The organism is Xanthomonas campestris pv. badrii (genome assembly GCF_012848175.1).
GTDB classification, from domain to species: Bacteria; Pseudomonadota; Gammaproteobacteria; order Xanthomonadales; family Xanthomonadaceae; genus Xanthomonas; species Xanthomonas campestris_C.
Genome location: NZ_CP051651.1, coordinates 2,720,719 through 2,739,035, shown reverse-complemented (window position 1 = coordinate 2,739,035; position 18,317 = coordinate 2,720,719). Strand labels below are relative to the sequence as shown.

Sequence of the window (18,317 nt, the reverse complement as noted above, 5' to 3'; positions counted from 1 at the left end):
CGCCCTATTGTCGCACCGACGTGCCGGTGTTGGGTCAACGCACCGTCGCTGGCTGCACGCGCAATGCCGGCAGCAGGGTGGCCGGGTTGCCATCGTTGGGCGCGGCCTCGATGCCCAGCAGGCGCGTCATCAAGGCATACACGTCGACATTGTCGAAGCCCGGCAACGTCTTGCCCTGCGCCAGATCCGGGCCTTGCGCCACGAACACCGCGCGCATCACCGGCAATGCCGGATCGAAGCCGTGCGAGCCGCGCATGCCCTGCTGCGGACGCCTGGCCAGTTTGTCGGGGAACAGTGCATCCCAGCCTTCGTGCATCTGGCACACGATGGGTGCAATGCGCGGGTGGGTGCCGTAATGCCAGCGCGCCGGCAGCTGCGCCTTGCGCCAGCAGTCGTAGTGCGCATGCGCGCCGAGCAGATGCGCTTCGGCCTTGGCCTGCTGCCCGGGCAGTGGCACGAACCCGATCACCTGGCCGTCGGTGGTGGCGGTGGCAAGCCCGGGCGGCGCCATGGATTCCACGCTTATGGCATGGCCGGGCGGCACCTGGGCCATGCCATGGTCGGAGACCACGATGATGTTGGTGCGCGCGCGGGTGCCGTCGCGCTGCATGCCGTCCAGCAGCCTGCCGATGGCGGCATCCACCGCGCGCACGGCGTCGGCATAGTCGCGCGATTCCGGGCCGTGGTCGTGGCCAGCTTCGTCCACATGTTCGAAGTACAGCGTGACCAGGCGATTGCGCTGGGCGCCGTCGGCCTTGAGCCAGCCGCGCACCGCGTCCACGCGTGCGTCCAGGCTCACACCCTCTTCGTAATGGCGCCACTGCGAGGGGCGCACGCCCTGGATCGCCGCTTCGCTGCCCGGCCATGACCAGGTGGCCGCACGCAGGCCGGCGCGTTCGGCGCCCACCCACAGCGGTTCGCCGCCCCACCAGCGTGCATCGCCCACTGCCTCGGGCTTGCTCAGCCAGAAACCACCCAGTGCCGGGTCGCGCATGCTGTTGTGCACGATGCCGTGGTGGTCGGGCCGCAGGCCGGTGATCAACGTGTAGTGGTTGGGAAACGTCAGCGACGGGTACGAGGGCGTCATCCAGCGCGCACGCACGCCATCGCGGGACAGCTGCGACAGCGTCGGGGTGATGCCGCGATCGAGCATGTCTGCACGCAGGCCATCGATGGAGATCAGCAGCAAGGTGTGCGGGGTATCGTCCGCTGCTGCCGTGGCGGCCGGCGGGGGGGATGCGCTGGCGGAGTGCGCCTGGGCACTGGGCTGGAGGGGCTGGCTGGTACAGGCGGAGAAAAGGGCCGCGGCTGCCGCGGCAACCACACAACGTCGGTCGATCATGTGGCCCAGTGTACGGGGCAGCGATGACGCCGCGAAGTCATCGCGAGCCTGCGGTGGGGGCATCGGCGAACAGATCGCTGGCGCGTGCGATCGGCTGCGGCGACCAGCCTTCCAGTTGCAACAAGGCCCGTTTGGTCGGCAGTCCGCCGCCGAACCCGGTCAATGCCCCGTTGGCGCCGATCACGCGATGGCAGGGCAGCACGATCGGCAGTGGGTTGCGTCCGTTGGCCGCGCCCACCGCGCGGCTGGCAGCGGGGCGGCCCACCGCCTGCGCCAGCTGCGCATAGCTCCAGGTCTGGCCGAACGGAATCTGCGCCAGCGTGTGCCAGACCTCGAGCTGGAAGGGTGTGCCCACCGGTGCCAGCGGCAGGTCGAACCGGCGTCGCCCGCCATACAGATAATCGAGCAATTGCTCGCGCGCCTGCCGCACCAGCGCGGCGTCCGGATCGTGCACCCAGCGTGCGCGTCCGGCCGCGTCGTAGCGGTTCTGCGCGAACAGGATATGGCGGACGCCGGTCTGGTCGGCGGCGACGGTCAGCGTGCCGATCGGCGAGGGGAAAAGGTCGTAATGCACGGTGCTCATGGGCGGGATTCCTTGCGGTCGGTGGCCAGATGCCACAGGTGCAGCACGGCGTAGGCGCGCCAAGGGCGCCAGGCCTGCGAGCGCGCCTCGGTGGCGCGTTCGCTCAGCCGCAGCGGTGCGCCGAGTACCTGCTGCAGGATCAGGTCGCCGGCCGGAAATGCGTCCGGATGCGAGAGCGCACGCATGGCGATGTAGTGCGCCGTCCACGGCCCGATACCGGGCAGGGCGACGCACGCGGCGACGAACTCGGACAGGCGCTGGCCGGCGCCGAAGTGCAGCCGGCCCTGTGCGCAGGCGCAGGCCAGTGCGCGCAGGGTGGCGGCGCGTGCGCCCGGCAGCCCGAGCTGTTCCAGCGGCGCCTCGGCCAGTTGCTCGGGGGTGGGGAAACTGCGATCCAGCCCTGGCGGCATCTCGGCATGCCGGCCGCCGTGGCGCTCCACCAGCCGCGCCGCCAGCGTGGCCGCGCCGGCCACGCTGATCTGCTGACCCAGCACCGCACGTACCGCGGTCTCGAAGCCATCCCAGCCGCCGGGCACGCGCAGGCCGGGCCGGCGTTCGATCGCCTCGGCCAGCAGCGGCTCGGCCGCAAGCGTGGCGTGCACCGCATGCAGGTCCGCATCCAGATCGAAGACACGGCGTACCCGGCGCACGATCTGCGGAATCCGGCGCGGATCGGTGGCGCCGATGCGCAGCAGCAGTTCTGCGCGCTGCGGCGCCGGCGCGACCTCGATCAAGGTGGCGTGGCCGGGGGCGCCGATCACCCGCCGGTAGCTGCCGGCATCGACCTGCTCGATCCCCGGGATCGCCCGGCGTTGCAGAAATGCCAGCATCGCCGGCCAGTCCAGCGGCGGCCGATAGCTCAGGCGCAGCGTGAGTTCGCCGCCCGGCACCTCGGCGCGCTGCTTGCGTAACGCCGACGGCGGCATCCCGCACCCTTCCAGGAACGCCGCGTTGAAGCGACGCAGGCTGTTGAAGCCGGCCGCCAGCGCGACTTCGGTCACCGGCAAGGCGGTCTCGGTGAGCAACTGCTTGGCCAGCAGCAACCGGCGCGTGCCATGCACCTGGATCGGGGTGGCGCCGAGCTGCTGCACGAACTGCCGTTGCAGCTGCCGCGCGCTGACGCCCACCGCATCGGCCAGGCGCTGCACCGGCTGCTCCTGCAACACGCCTTCGGCGATCATCGCCAGGGCGCGTTGCACGCTCTCTTCGCCCAGGTGCTGCTGCGCCTGCGGCGACAGCTCCGGCCGGCAGCGCAGGCACGGCCGATAGCCGGCCGCACTGGCCGCCGCAGCCGTGGGGTAATAACTGACATTGGCCGGCTTTGGCGCCGGTGCCGGGCACACCGGACGACAATAGATCCCGGTGCTGCGCACCGCGGTGAAGAACAGCCCGTCAAAGCGCGCGTCGCGCGCCAGGCGGGCGCGGTCGCATTGGGTCCGGTCGGGCGTGAGCATCTGCATGGCGCCAGTCTATGCCCTGGCCACGGCACCGGCTGGCCGTTTTCGGACAGGGTTGCACAAGCGGGTGCATGTTCATGGCGCGGTCAAATCCTTGACCGCTTCAGCCATAGACTGAAGGTGATCTCCGTCGCGCTCCCACATTCGCCCATGCTCAAACCGCTTTGTCTGTCACTTGCCTGCGTGTTCCTGCTGGTTGCCTGCGACCGCGGCGGTACGTCCGCCGATGCTGCCGGGGCGCAGCAGACTGGAGTGGCGCAGGTCGGCGATGGCGACCATATGGTGTCGGTGGATACGCCCGATCCGGTCCCGGCGCCACGCCCGCGTGCGCAGGTTGGCGAGGCAGGTTGGCCGCAGGCGGAACTGGAAGCGGGCCAGGCCTGGATCAGTTGCGCCACCGATTACGGCAAGGAAGCCGGCGATGGCACTTTGCTGCCGGCATTGGACCGGGCCAGCGTGGAGGCGGCGCTGGCGCCGTGCCGCGAGACCGGCCTGGTGCGGGTGCGCTACGCGGGCAAGATCAACGCTGGTTTCGCGGCGCTGGTGTGGCGGCTGGCCGCAGTGGCCGAGCAGTGGAAGTTGCCGCATCGCATCCTGGATCTGGATTCCAGCGGTGGCCAGGTGGAGGCAGCGATCCGCGCCGGCGATACCATCGGCGAATCCAACTGGACCATCTGGGTGCGCGAAGGCTCGATCTGCCATAGCGCCTGCGTGTTCGTACTGGCGGCCGGCGACAACCGCCTGGTGGCCGGCAAGGTGGGCATCCACCGGATGATGCGGATCAGCTCCAAGGCGACGTCGCGGGCGGAGCTCAATCGCGAATTGCGCGAGGTCTATGGCAACGTCAAGGATTATCTGGAGCGTAACGGCGTGGCGGTGGCCGTGGCCGACCTGATGATGACCGTGCCCAACCGCAGCCTGCGCCTGCTCACCATCGAAGAGCTGCGCGAATACGGCCTGGACGGCACCAATGCCGTGCAGGACGACCTGGAACGCATCCGCCAGATGCGCAAGTGCGGTGATGCATTCGTGCGCCGCAAGGACGCGTTTCTGGTAGCGTTCGACCAGAAGTGCAAAGGCGAGGGTGCGGATCTGGATGCGGTCAACGCCTGCGGTCTGGCCTTGAAGCAGCGCTTCGGTTTTCCGGATGCGGCCTGCCCGGAAGAAAGCCCGCTGGCCGAAACCGATGCGGCGGCCCTGCCGGTCACGCCGGCGCTGGATGCGCAGGATGGGGCGCCGGCCGACGCCACGCAGCCGCTCGCGCCGGCGGCCGAACCGGCCCGGGATGCTGCGCAGGCCGATGCGTCGGCGCCTGCGCCCGCCGACGGTTGAGGCCGCTGCAGCTTTCACGCGTATCGCACTGAACGCTGCCTATGGTCGCCGCATACAACCGGGTCAGGGGGCAGTATGCGAGGCAAGACCAAAGGCGTTTTACTGGCGTACCTGCCATCGGCGTTGCTGGTGCTGGTGGGCTTCGGCGTGGCAGAACTGCTGCGCCTGGCCGCCGAGGCAATGCGCGAGCAATGGCCGGCCACGCTGGCGATGTGGCTAAGCCTGGCGGCATTGATTGCAGCCATCGCGCGCGCGTTCTGGGTGAGCTGGCGGCTGTGGCGGCCGCGCGGGGCAGCTGCGGTGCCCCCAGCGCCTGGTGGCGAGGTTTAGGGCGATAGCCATACCGACTGCACAGCCTCAGGGCCGGCGCGGCGGCTGCCTGGAATCGTCACCTATCACCGTGCGTGCGGCTCCCTTTGCGTCGCCCACGCACTGATGACTGCTGGCGATGGTTCGTCAGCCACGTTTGAGTCCCTGCAGCGGCAGTCCCACTCGTTGCGCGGCTGCATTGTTCCTGGGGACGCCATCTGTTCGATTCGATCAGCGATCTTCCCGGCGTCTCGTTGCTTGTTTTGCACAGGGCGCGGCATAGACTGCGCCACTGGCCGCACGGTGTGCGGCTCACCCTTCCATCCGATCCAGTCAAGGTGCCTGTCCATGCGTCATCCTCGTTTGCTTGTTGCGCTGGTGTTTGCTCCAGCGCTGGTGTTCGCGCAACAACCGCCGTCTTCCAATCGCGCCGCCACCGCACCTGCGGCGCAACCGGCACCCGTCACGCGCACTGCGGCGACGGCGCAACCAGCGGCTGCGGCGCAAAAGCCGGCGGCGCCGGCACTGAGTCCCGCTCAACAGGCACAGGTGGCCAAGCAGGACATCGAGATGACCCAGGCCGCCTTGCGCGTGGCGCAGATGGTCGACACCTACAAGGCCGCGGCGATCTGGGATGGTGCCTCCCGCGTGGCCAAGAGCGCGGTCAAGCGCGATGCCTTCGTGGCGCAGTTGGGCGGCGAGCGCGCGCGCCTGGGTGCGGTCGTCGGTCGCGGCCAGAGCTCGGTGACGCGGGTCAAGTACGGTCCTGGCGCACAGGTGCCCGAAGGGCTGTACGTCAACGTCAGTTTCCCGACCCGGTTCGCCAATGCGCAGCAGCCGGTGCGCGAGCTGGTGTCGTTCCGTCTGGACGAGGACAAGACCTGGCGTGTGGCGGGCTACAGCCTGCGCACGGCGGTGAAGTGATGCAGCAACCGGCCGGGAAACGCGCATGCAACTGACGATCGAACTGAAGATGCTGGGCTGGGCCATGGTGCTCGGCCTGGTGCAGCTGCTGGCCGCCTCGGCCAGCATGACCGCCCAGCGCGGCACCAAGTGGAACGCGAGCGCACGCGATGGCGATGCCAAGCCGCTGACCGGTGTGGCGGCCAGCCTGGACCGCGCATTCCGCAACTATCTGGAGACCTTTCCGATCTTCGCGGCTGCGGTGCTGGCGGTGAGCGTGGCGGGGCGTACCAGTGCGGAGACTGCACTGGCCGTGCAGCTGTACCTGTGGGCGCGCGTGGCCTATGTGCCGGTCTATGCGGCCGGTATTGCCTACCTGCGCAGTGCGATCTGGGTGGTGTCGTTCTGGGGCATCATCAAGCTGGTGCGTGCACTGCTGGGTCTGTGATCGGATACCGATGGCGATGCCGGTGCTGCCTGGCCAACGCTGGCGGCATGACCCGGCAGATCACAAGCACGCCTGAAAGACGCAGCGCTTGATCTGGATCAAGCGCTGCGCAGTCTGCCGGCTCTAGACTGCCTGCATCGGCAATCACGGATGCACGGCATGCAGAGGGTGGATATCGCGATCGTTGGTGCCGGGCCGGTGGGTCTGAGTCTTGCGCGCACGCTGGCTGGCACGGGCCTGTCGATGGTGTTGGTCGATCAGCAGCCGCACGCGCAGCTGGCCGACCCCGCCTTCGATGGGCGCGAGATCGCGCTGACCCATGCCTCGCGCGCCTTGCTGGAGCAATCGGGCATCTGGCAGCAATTCCCGGCCGAGGCAATCTCGCCGCTGCGCGATGCGCGGGTCATGGACGGACGGTCTGCATTTGCGCTGACCTTCGCAGCATCTGCACCTGGCGTGGCCGATCTCGGCTGGCTGGTGCCCAATCACCTGATCCGGCGCGCCGCCTGGAAGGCGGTGCAGGGCCAAGACGGGGTGGAGTTGCGCTGCGGTTGCAGCGTGCGGGCGATCGAGTACAGCAGCACCGACGTGCAGCTCCAACTGTCCGATGGCCGGCGGCTGTCGGCGCATCTGCTGGTGGCTGCCGACAGCCGGTTTTCCAGTACCCGGCGCCTGCTCGGTATTGGTGCGCAGCTGCGCGACTTCGGCAAGACCATGCTGGTGTGTCGCATGCGGCATGCGCTGCCGCATCACCATGCGGCGTGGGAGTGGTTCGGCTATGGCAAGACGCTGGCATTGCTGCCTCTGCATGGCAATCGCGCCGGCGCGGTGCTGACCTTGCCGCCGCGACGGATCGAGGCCTTGCTTGCGCTCGACGCCGTGCGGTTCGGCGCCGCGATGACCGACGCATTCGAGCACCGCCTGGGTCCGATGGATCAGGACGGCAGCCGGCATGCGTATCCACTGATCGCCAGCTATGCGCAGCGCTTCGTGAGCGCGCGTGCGGCGTTGATCGGCGATGCGGCGGTGGGCATGCATCCGGTCACCGCCCACGGGTTCAACTTCGGACTGCAGAGCCAGGCACGCCTGGCCGAGCGCGTGCGTCGAGCCGCGGCCAGCGGGCGGGACATCGGCAGCGCCGCGCTGCTGCACGACTACGAGCACGCGCATCGCGTCGCCACACGTCCCTTGTACGAGGCCACCAATGCCCTGGCGGCGCTCTACACGGACGATCGCCTGCCGGCACGGCTCGCCCGAGCGGGAGCGCTGCGGGCCGCACATGCGGTGGCACCATTCAAGCGGGCGATTGCTGCGCATCTGGTCCAGCGGGGTGTCTGAGGCGCCAGCTCGTGCAGGGCCAGCATGCTGCAGCCGCCACGCTCGGCATGGCCGCCGCGGATGGAGTGCTCCAACCAGAACGGCGTTGCCGAACCGATGGCGATCGAAAACACATGGACGTCGTGCTCCGGGTCGTCGGCCGAGGGTGCGGTGTTGCGCTGGCCGATCTCCACCACCTTCATTCGCTCGGTGCCGCGTCCGGGCCCATCGCCATCACGCGAATCTCCACGTCCTCCAGCTGCACCACCTGGCCGGGACGGATCTTGGCGGTCTTGCGCAGCTCCTGCGCACCGTCGACGTTGACCGCCCCGCTGGCGACGATCGCCTTGCCCTGGCCGCCGCTGTCGGCGAGGCCGGCCAGCTTGAGCAACTGATGGAGCTCGATGTACTCGCCGTCGATGTCGAATTCCAGGATCTGCATGCTGCGCTCGTTGACCAAAAGAGGGCGATTATCCGCCCGCGGCAGCCGGCAGCACCACCACCGATCGCGCCGCAATGGCGCACGCCGCCGGTGGTCCTGGCCCGGCCACTGTCCGGGCCAGGAGGTGCGCATTCGACGCAGCTGGGCACACGCTCACTTGCACGGTTGTTGCGCGATGAAGGCGTAGAGCGCACGCACCTGCTGCTCGCGGACGGGGTCGTGTGCCAGCGGATCGGCGATGCGATCGACCACCGCATCCAGCGCGATCGGTTCGCCGGGCATGCGGCTGCGGCCGCGCAGGTCGCTGATCGCCACCTTCAGCGCGATGCGGTACATCCAGGTGGAAAAGCGCCGGCCCGGGGCGTAGCTCGGAAAGGCCCGCCACAGCTGGGCAGCGATTTCCTGGGCGAGCTCGTCGCGGTCGTCGCGGTCGCGGCAGTAGCTGGACGCGACCTTCAGCACGATGCCGCGGTGCTGCTGCAACAGGCTGCTGAAACGGGCCTGGAGGTCTGTGTCCAGGGGCATGGGGCAGGGCGTGGGGAGGAGAAAAGGTTGGCTTGAGGGGATGATTCGCTGGCGCGGGCAAATCCTCACAACCTGAACGGACTGTCACGGCCCTTCGACAGCAGGGGGGGGAAGGGCGCACACTACGCTGCTTTGCGCCTGCCGGCTCCGTGCGGCGCCTCCGGAGTTACCCATGACCCAAGAATCTTCCGCGCCGCTGCTGTTTGCAGACCTCGGCCTCTCGGACGCTGTGATGAAGGCCGTTGCCGCCGTCGGCTACGAGACCCCTTCGCCGATCCAGGCCGCCACCATCCCGGCGCTGCTGGCCGGCCGCGACGTGCTCGGCCAGGCCCAGACCGGTACCGGTAAGACTGCCGCGTTCGCGCTGCCGGTGTTGTCCAATGCCGACCTGCGCCAGGTCAAGCCGCAGGCGCTGGTGCTGGCCCCGACCCGCGAGCTGGCCATCCAGGTTGCCGAGGCGTTCCAGAAGTATGCCGAAGCCATTCCCGGCTTCCGCGTGCTGCCGGTCTACGGCGGCCAGCCCTATGCCCAGCAGCTCAGTGCACTCAAGCGCGGCGTGCATGTGGTGGTGGGCACGCCGGGCCGGGTGATCGATCACCTGGACCGCGGCACCCTGGACCTGTCGCAGCTGAAGACGCTGGTGCTGGACGAAGCCGACGAAATGCTGCGCATGGGCTTCATCGACGATGTCGAGGCCGTGCTGAAGAAGCTGCCCGAGCAGCGCCAGGTGGCGCTGTTCTCGGCCACCATGCCGCCGGCCATTCGCCGGATCGCGCAGACCTATCTGAAAGACCCGGCCGAAGTCACCATCGCGGCCAAGACCACTACGTCGGCCAATATCCGCCAGCGTTACTGGTGGGTGAGCGGGCTGCATAAGCTGGACGCGCTGACCCGCATCCTGGAAGTGGAGCCGTTCGACGGCATGATCATCTTCGCGCGCACCAAGGCCGCCACCGAAGAGCTGGCGCAGAAGCTGCAGGCGCGCGGCATGGCTGCCGCCGCCATCAACGGCGACATGCAGCAGGCAGCGCGTGAGAAGACCATCGCCCAGCTCAAGGACGGCAAGCTGGACATCCTGGTCGCCACCGACGTGGCCGCGCGCGGCCTGGACGTGGAGCGCATCAGCCACGTGCTGAACTACGACATTCCGTACGACACCGAAAGCTATGTGCACCGCATCGGCCGTACCGGCCGTGCCGGCCGCAGCGGCGAGGCGATCCTGTTCGTCACCCCGCGCGAGAAGGGCATGCTGCGTTCGATCGAGCGCGCCACCCGCCAGCCGATCGAAGAGATGCAGCTGCCGAGCGTGGATGCGGTCAACGACACCCGCGTCGCGCGCTTCATGACCCGCATCACCGAGACCCTGGCCGGCGGCCAGATCGAGATGTACCGTGATCTGCTGCAGCGCTACGAGGCCGAAAACAACGTGCCGGCGATCGATATCGCCGCCGCGCTGGCCAGGTTGCTGCAGGGCGATGCGCCGTTCCTGCTGACCCCGCCGGTGCGTGGTGCGCGCGAGGACACTGCACCGCGCGAGCGTCATGAGCGTGCCGACCGCGGCGATCGTCCGCGCTTCGAGCCGAAGTTCGAGCGCGGCCCGCGTGCCGACAGCGACCGCGCACCGCGCCCGCCGCGTGGCGAGGATGCCGGCAGCGAGCGTCCGCGCCGTGAGCCTGCCCCGCGTGGCGAACCGGAGTTCGGCATGGAGAGCTATCGCATCGAAGTGGGCCACAGCCACGGCGTGAAGCCGGCCAACATCGTCGGCGCGATTGCCAACGAGGCCGGTCTGGAAAGCCGTTACATCGGCCGCATCGACATCCAGGACGATTACTCGATCCTGGACCTGCCGGCCGACATGCCGCGCGAACTGCTGCAGCACCTGAAGAAGGTCTGGGTGTCCGGCCAGCAGCTCAACATGCGCAAGCTGGAAGACGGCAAGGCCGCCGCGCCGTCCAAGCCGCGCTTCCCGCGCGGTGGCAAGCCGTCCGGCCGTCCGAATGGCCCGGGGCGTCCGATGGACCGCGCCGGCGCGCCGCACCGCAAGGGTCCGCCCAAGCCGCGCGGCGAGTAGCGCGGGTCGGATACCGGCTGCGTCGCCGCCCGGCGCGCGCGGCCGGTGCCCTGAATCGGCATGCACCGTGCGTGCCTTTCGGTTTCCGAATTTACCGGCCGTATTCACCTGAAGGCTGCTTGCGACCTGGTAGGGACCGCCCCAGGCTGCCGGCATTGCCGGCAAGTCTGCATCCTGTGACCGGAATCGTTATGTTTTCAAGGGTATAGCAACGCCGGCACGCCGTCCCTGGTTTCGAAGCGGTCGCGCGGACCCGGGAGCGACCGGCGCCGCAACCGATACCCGCGTTCCGATGAAGTGGACCCGGCCATACAGAGTGCGCCGTTGCGGCCGTTACTGCCTTCAGGCGCCCACTGGGCGCCTGAATCGCACTGGGGCGGTGAAGGGCACATGGCAATGGCACAGGCAGCACGCAAGCGTGGTGGGCAGACCCTGCACCTGGTCCGCGGCTGGCTGACGCTGCCCCTGGCGCTGCTGATCGGCATGGCGGTGGTCATGGCAGTGGGCTCGGCGCTGGTGATCGAAACCCAGTCCGGCGCAACCGCCTGGATCGTTGGCGAAAGCCAGTGGTCCAAGGCCCAGCAGGAATCGGTGTACTGGCTGGAACGGTACCTGGGCAGCGGCGATCCGGCCGACCTGCAGGCCGCCTGCCGCGCGCTGGAAGTGCCGCTGGGGGATCGCTCGGCGCGCATCGCGGTCGAGCAGCCGGTGATCGACTGGGGCGCGGTGCATGCCGGTCTGGCCGCTGGCCGCAATGCCCCTGAGGACATGGCGCAGATGGTGCGGCTGTACCGCTATGGCCAGGGCGTGCCGTACCTGGGCGAGGCGATTGCGCTGTGGAAGCGCACCGATGCCGACATCCTGCAATTGAGTGCGCTGGCCGACCGCGCCGCCTCGGCACAGGCCACCGGCAAACCGGACCCGCGCACGTTGCAGGCGCTGCGCGACGAACTGCATCTGCTGGATGCGCGCATGCGCAGCGATGCGGCCGAATTCCTGGTGTTGCTGACCCGCTGCGCGCGCCTGCTGCACGACGTGATGGTGGTCTGCAGCCTGGCCACCTTGCTGCTGGTGCTGACCACCTGCGTGCTGGCGATGCGCCGCATCCGCGATTACCTGCTGTCGCACGAGGGGCGCTTTCGCACCGCGTTCCAGCAGGCCGCGCTGGGCATGGTCAAGTTCGACCTGCGTGGCCATGTGCTCGATGCCAACGCGTCGATGGCCACTATCCTGCGCTACCGCCCGGACGAACTGCCGGGCTGCACGCTGGCGGACGTGATGCATCTGGACGACATCGTGCTGGACGACCGCGGGATGATCGACTGGCCGCGCCTGATGCAATCGGGCGAGCTGCGCTTTCTGCGGGCCGATGGCGGGGTGATGTGGGGCCGCTGGAGCGCTTCGCTGGTGGAGCCTGGCCCGGAAGAGCCCACGCTGGTGCTGGCGGTGATCGAGGATGTCTCGCACGCGCACGAACTGGCCGACGAGGTCGCCTTCCACGCGCGCCACGATGCCCTGACCGGCCTGATCAACCGCCGCGAGATCGAGCGCCGCCTGCTGCGGCTGATCGAGCCGCCGCAGTCGCCGCAGCTGTGCCATGCGCTGTGCTTCGTCGATCTGGACCATTTCAAGCTGGTCAACGACACCTTCGGGCACGCGGTCGGCGACAAGTTCCTGTGCCACTTCGCCGATGTCATCACCATGCAGCTGCGCCCGGGCGATTGGCTGGGGCGGCTGGGGGGCGACGAGTTCGCGATCCTGCTGGCCAATACCGACCTGGCGCAGGCGCAAGCGCTGCTGGAGCGCATGCATGGCGTGCTCGGGCAGCCGTGGAGCCACCAGGACGGCCGGCCGCTGACGCCCAGTTGCAGCTTCGGAGTGGTGGAGATCCGCCAGGGCGCCAGCGACGTCAATGCCTTGATGACCGCGGCCGACCTGGCCTGTTTCGCGGCCAAGGAAGAAGGCCGCAACCGCATTCGCTGCTTAGGCGAAAGCGATCTCGCTCTGGCGCGGCGGCGTCACGACGGTGGCTGGATCAGCGCCGTGCAACAGGCCATCGCCGAACAGCGCCTGCTGCTGTATGCGCAGAAGATCCAGGTGCTGAACGACCCCGGGCGCCTGCAATACGAAGTGCTGGTGCGCATGCGCGCGCGCGACGGGCGGGTGCTGAGCCCGGGCGAATTCCTGCCGGCGGTGGAGCGCTACGGGCTGGGGCGCATGGTCGATGCCTATGTGCTGGAAACCCTGTGCGCGCAGCTGGCCGCCAGCCCGATGCATGTGGCCACGCTGGACCTGTGCCACGTCAACCTGTCCGCGCAATCGATCGCGCAACCGGACTTTCTCGATTTCGTCTGCGCCCTGTTCGAGCGTTATCCCGCGCTGGTGCCCAAGTTGTGCATGGAAATCACCGAGACCGCCGTGATCGGCGACCTGGAACATGCGCAGCGCTTCGTGCAGAGCGTGCGCGCGCGCGGCTGCCATGTGGCGCTGGACGACTTCGGCAGCGGGCTGGCCTCGTTCGGCTACCTCAAGCAGTTCACCGTGGATGTGCTGAAGATCGATTGCGGCTTCGTGCGCAACTACGCGCACGATGCAGTGGATCGCGCGGCGGTGCATTCGATCGCCCAGGTCGGCCTGGCGCTGGGCATCGAAGTGGTGGCAGAAGGCGTGGAGTCGGAGTGCGATATTCCCGGCCTGCGCGAGGCGGGGGTGGGCCAGGTACAGGGGTTCAGCCTGCATCGCCCGTGTCCGCTGGAGGACCTGATCGCGCCGCAGCCGCTGCTGATGGTCAACGGCTAGGGTGGGTCATTGCCGTCGCCAGCGGGGCATAAGGCCCTGAGACCCTGGCGGCGTGTGGGGACGCGTTGTTTGCCGGATGCGCCACTGCTGCGCAAGCCGCTCGGCACGCAGGTGAGGCGCTACCGCCTGCAGGCAACGGCGCACGGCCACCGAAATCGCCGATAATTGGCACATGACCAACCGACTCAACAAGCATATCGCCGAGACCGGCTTTTGCTCGCGCCGCGAGGCCGACCGCCTGATCGGCGAGCGCCGCGTCACCGTCAATGGCGTGGTGGCCGGCACCGGTGCGGTGGTGGGCGAGGACGATACCGTGCTGGTGGACGGCCAACCGCTGCGCGCACGCGAGGCCAGGAAGCCCGGCGGCCGCAAGCATGTCTACATCGCGCTCAACAAGCCGGTAGGCATCACCTGCACCACCGAGAGTTCGGTCAAGGGCAATATCGTGGAATTCGTCGGCCACGAGCAGCGCATTTTTCCGATCGGCCGTCTGGACAAGGATTCCGAAGGGCTGATCCTGATGACCAGCAACGGCAACATCGTCAACGAGATCCTGCGCGCAGAGAACCGCCATCAGAAGGAATACCTGGTAGCGGTCAACAAGCCGGTCACCGATGAATTCCTGCGCGGCATGGCGCGCGGCGTGCGCATCCATAACGAGACCACGTTGCCGTGCCGCACTGCGCGGATCGCCAAGTTCGGGTTCCGCATCGTGCTGGAGCAGGGCTTGAACCGGCAGATCCGCCTGATGGCCGCCGAGTTCGGGTACCGGGTGACGCAGCTGCGCCGGGTGCGGATCGACAACATCAAGCTGGCCGCGCTCAAACCGGGGCAATGGCGCAATCTCAGCGATGCGGAGCTGCGTGGGTTGCTGCCGCAGCGCACCGATTTGTAACAGCGGCCAAGAGAACGGAGCGAGCGGTCGTGAGCTGGGTGTGGACGACGCGCGCAGAACCCGAGTGGACGAGCGGTACATGCCGCGCCGCGCATCGGCCGCGCCCGCCTGGCGGCTGCGCACTCATGTTGTCAGTCGGCGAGCTGTCAACCGGCGAGTTGTCAGCCGGTCCCAGCCGGCTGGCTGGATGAACCGCAAGCTATGCGAAGACGTGCGAAGTCGCGCATGCATGGCCCGCCCAATGCGGCTCCGGCATACTTGCGACGATAACCAATCAGCAGGGGGGCTGACTGCGTGATCAAACCGCAATTGCCGGGAAACGAAGCCGAACGGCTGATCGCCCTGCGTCAGTACGACCTGCTGGATTCGCCACCCGAGCGCGCCTTCGATGACCTCACCCTGGTGGCCTCCACCGTCTGCCAGACGAAGATGGCGGCGGTGGTGCTGGTGGACGCGCACCGGCAGTGGTTCAAGGCTGCCCATGGCGTGCCGCGCAGCGAGGCGCCGCGTGACATCTCGTTCTGCGCGCACGCCATCCTGCGCCCGGACGAAGTGATGATGGTCGACGACACCTTGCTGGATCCGCGCTTCTTCGATAACCCGATGGTCACCGGCGAGGGCGCAGTGCGCTTCTATGCCGGCGCGCCGCTGGTCACCAGCGAAGGCATGCCGCTGGGCTCGCTGTGCGTGTTCGACCAGGCGCCGGCGCACCTGCGCGATGACCAGCGCGCTGCCTTGCAGGCCTTGTCGCGGCAGGCCTCGCATCTGCTGGAACTGCGCCTGGCCGGCAAGCAGCTGCGCCAGCAGTTGCGCGAGCGCGAATGGTACGAGCAGCAGATGGCGCAGTATTACGCGGCAATGGAGGCGGTCAATGCCGACCTGGTCGAGCAGACCCGCACCGATCCACTGACCGGCCTGCCCAATCGCCGCGCCTTCACCGCCGCACTGGCGGCCGCCACCCAGCAGACGCGGGTGGCCAACCAGCCGCTGTCGGTGGCGTTGCTGGACGTGGATCACTTCAAGGTGGTCAACGACGTGCACGGGCACGACCAGGGCGACGCGGTGCTGCGCGAGCTGTCCACGCTGCTGCGTGCGCATGTGGCCGGTAGCGGCACCATCGCGCGGTACGGCGGCGAAGAGTTCGTGTTGTTGCTGCCCAATGTGGACCTACAGCAGGCGCGGCTGCAGTGCGAATACCTGCGGCAAAGCGTGGCGACCATGACGATTGCCTTGCCGGTCACGGTGAGCATCGGTGTGGCCATGCTGTATCCGCACGAAAGCGTGGAGGCGGTGATCAAGCGCGCCGACCAGGCCTTGTACGCCGCCAAGCGCGGTGGGCGCGACCGGGTGGTGGCGCTGGACTAGCGGCGCTTGGTGACGAGTTGTCGTGTCTGCCGCGGGAGAAGACGGTTCGGGCGCGGCCTCAGTCGACGATGGTCTTGGCTTCGGCGGTGCCCAGCAGTTCCGGGTGCACCACCTTGCGCCGCCGTTCCAGCACCGGATGCAGGAACACCGCGCCGAGGATGATCGCCACGCCAAGATAGAACTGCAGGGTCAGCTCGCGCTGCTCGCCCAGCAGGGCGATGGCCAGCACGATGGCGTAGACCGGTTCGAGGTTGGTGACCAGCTGCACCGAATACGCGCTCAGATGGCGCAGCGCGACCAGCGCCAGGGCGAACGGCAGCAGGGTGCAGGCCAGCGACAGGGCCAGCAGCAGAATGCCATCGTGCAGTCCGGGAATGACCAGCAGATCGCCATGCAGCGATGGCAGCAGCAGCGGCATCGCCGGCGCCAGCAGGGTCAGGGTCAGCGTGCCGGCGCCCAGCTCCAGCGCGGTGACGGTGAGCGGGTCGGCATGCGCCACCATGCGCTTGTTGAGCGAGCCGAACAGCCCGACGAAGACCGCGGAAACCGCGCCCACCAGCACGCCTGCGTGCATGCCGTCCGGCACGCCGCCCACCACCAGCGCCACCCCGGGCAGCACCGCCAGGCCGAACAGCAATTCGCGCGGGCGGAACGGCCGCTGCGTTACCCAGGGCTCGATCACCGCGGTGAATACCGGCGCCAGCGCGATGCAGGTGGCCGCCACCGACGCATTGGCCAGTTTGATGGCGCCATAGAAGGTCAGCCAGTGCAGGGCCACCAGGGCGCCGATGCCGCAATAGCCCAGCACCACCCGCGCGGACAGGCCCCGCAGCCCACGCCAGACCCGCGGCCACAGCGCCAGCGCCACCACCACGATCAGCATCCGCCACCACACCAGCGGCAGCGCCTGCAGCGTGATCAGCTTGCCCAGGATCGCGGTGATCCCCCAGAGCAGGACGCAGAAATGGATTTGCAGTTGCGCCTTGCGCAGGTCGGAGGTGGGCATGGGCCATTGTCGCCGAAAAGCATCGTACCGGCGCCGGGCGGCGCGGCAATCCTGCTGCGACAAGCCCCGCGCACGGAAGCCGCACCGAACCCGCTCTCCTGCCGGGCGAGGAGCTTGCCGCTGCATGGGTCCTGATGCAGGCGACCTGCTGCAGGCGAACGAAGGACTGCAGCTTTCCCTTCTCCCGCGCGCGGGAGAAGGTGCCCCGCAGGGGCGGATGAGGGGACGCCTCGCAAAGTTGTTACCGCCTGCGAGATCGAACGCGTCGCTACGCGCCTCCAGAAATGACACACCCAGTGGCTGGCCTCATCCCCTACAACCGTGCCGCAATGCCATGGGTCACGCACAGCACAAATCCCCGTAAGCACGCCGCACGGTCCGCCCGGCAGCAGCGACCACACGGAGCAAGGGCGAGCCGCAGACGCGTGCAGTCGTCGCATCCGTCCTCAATCCGCCACGCACCATGGTTGAAAACGGTTGCCGCACCCACGTCAACGACGTGCCTGATCTGCCGACAACGCCTCCAACAGCGCCATCGCCGCTGCCGGATTGCGCTCCTTCGCCGCACTGATGAAGAACACGAATACCTCGCGCGCCGCACCGCGCGCGTTCGATGGCTCCTGGATGTGCGGCAGATCGTTCGGATCTTCCCCGCGCCGCCAGGCGTGGATGCGTTGGGCCCAGCGTGCGAGCGCGGGCGCGGGATAACCCGCATGCAGGCGCGCCTGGCTGCGCATCAGTCGTGCGTAGACGAAGTCGGTGGACAGGTCGGCGAAGGACGGGTGTTCGTCCGAATCGGTGAACACGGTCGCAACGCCGTGGCGACGCACCAGCGCCAGCAGCGATGCATCCACCGCCTCCGGATCGCGGATCTCCAGCACGTGACGCAGGCGGCGATTGCCCGCGCGCCTGGGCAGCAGCGCAAGGAATGCGTCCAGGTCGTCGACCTGCAGGCGATGCCCCTGCTCGAACTGCCACACCAGCGGGCCCAGGGTATCGCCAAGCTCGACAATGCCGCCGATGAAGTCTTCCACCTGGGCCTTGGTGCCGGCCAGTCTGCGCGACTGGGTAATGCGTCGCGGCGCCTTGGCCGAAAACACGAACCCGGGCGGTACCTCGTCGCGCCACTTCGCATAGGTTGCCGGTTTCTGTGCGCCGTAATAGGTGCCATTGATCTCGATGGCGCTGACGTGGCGGCTGGCGTATTCCAGCTCGCGGCGCTGCACCAGCCCTTCCGGATAGAACATGCCTGCGCGCCACGGCGCATACACCCAGCCGCCGATGCCGACGTGGATGCCTTCGAGGACGGGTGGGGTGGAGGCGAACAGGTCGGTCATCGCGGGGGGCTCGTTGGCAGGAGGTGCACGATTGCGGCGGTGCTGCACCAGGCCGCGATTGCGGCGTACAGCCTCGCGTACCGGCACTGCATGGCGGGTGAGAATGATCGCGCCCAGCGCTGACCATGGCGAGCGCAACCATCTCCTCGCCCACGCCGGGTGGCTCGTCGCTACGGCCCGCGCGAT

At 68.4% G+C, this 18,317-nt stretch carries 15 protein-coding genes, 1 other RNA gene and 2 pseudogenes; 9 read left to right on the top strand and 9 right to left on the bottom strand.

Annotation, left to right across the window (positions count from 1 at the left end; all coding sequences use genetic code 11):
- Positions 1-34: 34 nt before the first annotated feature.
- From HG421_RS11565 to HG421_RS11555, 3 genes are read right to left on the bottom strand one after another with little or no spacing between them, the layout of a single operon-like run.
- Positions 35-1,342 carry an ectonucleotide pyrophosphatase/phosphodiesterase gene (locus HG421_RS11565; protein ID WP_169706497.1) on the bottom strand — a complete coding sequence of 436 codons (1,308 nt, stop codon included), beginning with the start codon at positions 1,340-1,342 and terminating at the stop codon, positions 35-37.
- A gap of 37 nt (positions 1,343-1,379) precedes the next feature.
- Positions 1,380-1,925, bottom strand: a complete 546-nt coding sequence (locus tag HG421_RS11560) for a methylated-DNA--[protein]-cysteine S-methyltransferase (protein WP_169706496.1) — start codon at positions 1,923-1,925, stop codon at positions 1,380-1,382.
- Positions 1,922-3,385: an AlkA N-terminal domain-containing protein gene (locus HG421_RS11555; RefSeq protein WP_169706495.1), complete on the bottom strand. Its 1,464-nt coding sequence runs from the start codon at positions 3,383-3,385 to the stop codon at positions 1,922-1,924. Before HG421_RS11555 ends, HG421_RS11560 begins: the two co-directional genes overlap by 4 nt.
- A gap of 147 nt (positions 3,386-3,532) precedes the next feature.
- Here HG421_RS11555 and HG421_RS11550 point away from each other — a divergent pair, with 147 nt between their 5' ends.
- The 5 genes from HG421_RS11550 to ubiM all read left to right on the top strand — a co-directional run bounded on the left by HG421_RS11550 (position 3,533) and on the right by ubiM (position 7,712).
- Positions 3,533-4,714 (top strand): hypothetical protein, encoded by a 1,182-nt coding sequence (locus HG421_RS11550; RefSeq protein ID WP_169706494.1) that lies wholly within the window; start codon positions 3,533-3,535, stop codon positions 4,712-4,714.
- A 75-nt stretch (positions 4,715-4,789) separates the two neighbouring features.
- On the top strand, positions 4,790-5,044 hold the full coding sequence (locus tag HG421_RS11545) for a hypothetical protein (RefSeq protein ID WP_169706493.1): 255 nt from the start codon (positions 4,790-4,792) through the stop codon (positions 5,042-5,044).
- Positions 5,045-5,371: 327 nt separating this feature from the next.
- Positions 5,372-5,947 (top strand): DUF4019 domain-containing protein, encoded by a 576-nt coding sequence (locus tag HG421_RS11540; protein WP_169706492.1) that lies wholly within the window; start codon positions 5,372-5,374, stop codon positions 5,945-5,947.
- A 25-nt stretch (positions 5,948-5,972) separates the two neighbouring features.
- Positions 5,973-6,374 carry an MAPEG family protein gene (locus tag HG421_RS11535; RefSeq protein WP_169706491.1) on the top strand — a complete coding sequence of 134 codons (402 nt, stop codon included), beginning with the start codon at positions 5,973-5,975 and terminating at the stop codon, positions 6,372-6,374.
- Positions 6,375-6,533: 159 nt separating this feature from the next.
- Complete coding sequence (gene ubiM, locus HG421_RS11530) at positions 6,534-7,712, top strand: 5-demethoxyubiquinol-8 5-hydroxylase UbiM (RefSeq protein WP_169706490.1); 1,179 nt, start codon at positions 6,534-6,536, stop codon at positions 7,710-7,712.
- Here ubiM and HG421_RS21620 read toward each other — a convergent pair.
- The 3 genes and pseudogenes from HG421_RS21620 to HG421_RS11520 all read right to left on the bottom strand — a co-directional run.
- Positions 7,697-7,894: pseudogene (locus HG421_RS21620) on the bottom strand (hypothetical protein); the annotation flags it as partial. The gene ubiM and the pseudogene HG421_RS21620 sit on opposite strands and share 16 nt — an antisense overlap.
- A complete protein-coding gene (locus tag HG421_RS11525; RefSeq protein ID WP_169706489.1) occupies positions 7,891-8,133 on the bottom strand; it encodes an RNA-binding S4 domain-containing protein in 243 nt (80 codons plus the stop codon). The pseudogene HG421_RS21620 and the gene HG421_RS11525, both read right to left, overlap by 4 nt.
- A gap of 162 nt (positions 8,134-8,295) precedes the next feature.
- A pseudogene (locus HG421_RS11520) lies at positions 8,296-8,658 on the bottom strand (RNA polymerase sigma factor); the annotation flags it as partial.
- A gap of 172 nt (positions 8,659-8,830) precedes the next feature.
- Here HG421_RS11520 and HG421_RS11515 point away from each other — a divergent pair.
- From HG421_RS11515 to HG421_RS11505, 3 genes are all read left to right on the top strand, one after another.
- Positions 8,831-10,729, top strand: coding sequence for a DEAD/DEAH box helicase (locus HG421_RS11515; protein ID WP_169706487.1), 1,899 nt, complete (start codon positions 8,831-8,833; stop codon positions 10,727-10,729).
- A 396-nt stretch (positions 10,730-11,125) separates the two neighbouring features.
- A complete protein-coding gene (locus HG421_RS11510; RefSeq protein WP_169708169.1) occupies positions 11,126-13,528 on the top strand; it encodes a putative bifunctional diguanylate cyclase/phosphodiesterase in 2,403 nt (800 codons plus the stop codon).
- Between the two features lie 172 nt (positions 13,529-13,700).
- Complete coding sequence (locus HG421_RS11505; protein ID WP_169706486.1) at positions 13,701-14,423, top strand: pseudouridine synthase; 723 nt, start codon at positions 13,701-13,703, stop codon at positions 14,421-14,423.
- A 4-nt stretch (positions 14,424-14,427) separates the two neighbouring features.
- Here the strand turns inward: HG421_RS11505 and HG421_RS11500 are convergent.
- Positions 14,428-14,504, bottom strand: a non-coding RNA gene (locus HG421_RS11500) — sX9 sRNA.
- Between the two features lie 213 nt (positions 14,505-14,717).
- On the opposite strand from HG421_RS11500, the gene HG421_RS11495 reads away from it, so the two are divergent.
- The gene (locus HG421_RS11495; RefSeq protein WP_169706485.1) at positions 14,718-15,788 is read left to right on the top strand and encodes a GGDEF domain-containing protein; all 1,071 of its coding nucleotides are present in this window, start codon (positions 14,718-14,720) and stop codon (positions 15,786-15,788) included.
- Positions 15,789-15,846: 58 nt separating this feature from the next.
- Here HG421_RS11495 and HG421_RS11490 read toward each other — a convergent pair whose 3' ends face one another.
- Both HG421_RS11490 and HG421_RS11485 read right to left on the bottom strand, forming a co-directional pair.
- Positions 15,847-16,794 (bottom strand): DMT family transporter, encoded by a 948-nt coding sequence (locus tag HG421_RS11490; RefSeq protein WP_169706484.1) that lies wholly within the window; start codon positions 16,792-16,794, stop codon positions 15,847-15,849.
- Positions 16,795-17,285: 491 nt separating this feature from the next.
- Entirely contained in the window at positions 17,286-18,131 is an 846-nt protein-coding gene (locus HG421_RS11485) for a DUF72 domain-containing protein (protein ID WP_169706483.1), read from the bottom strand.
- Between the last annotated feature and the right edge of the window lie 186 nt (positions 18,132-18,317).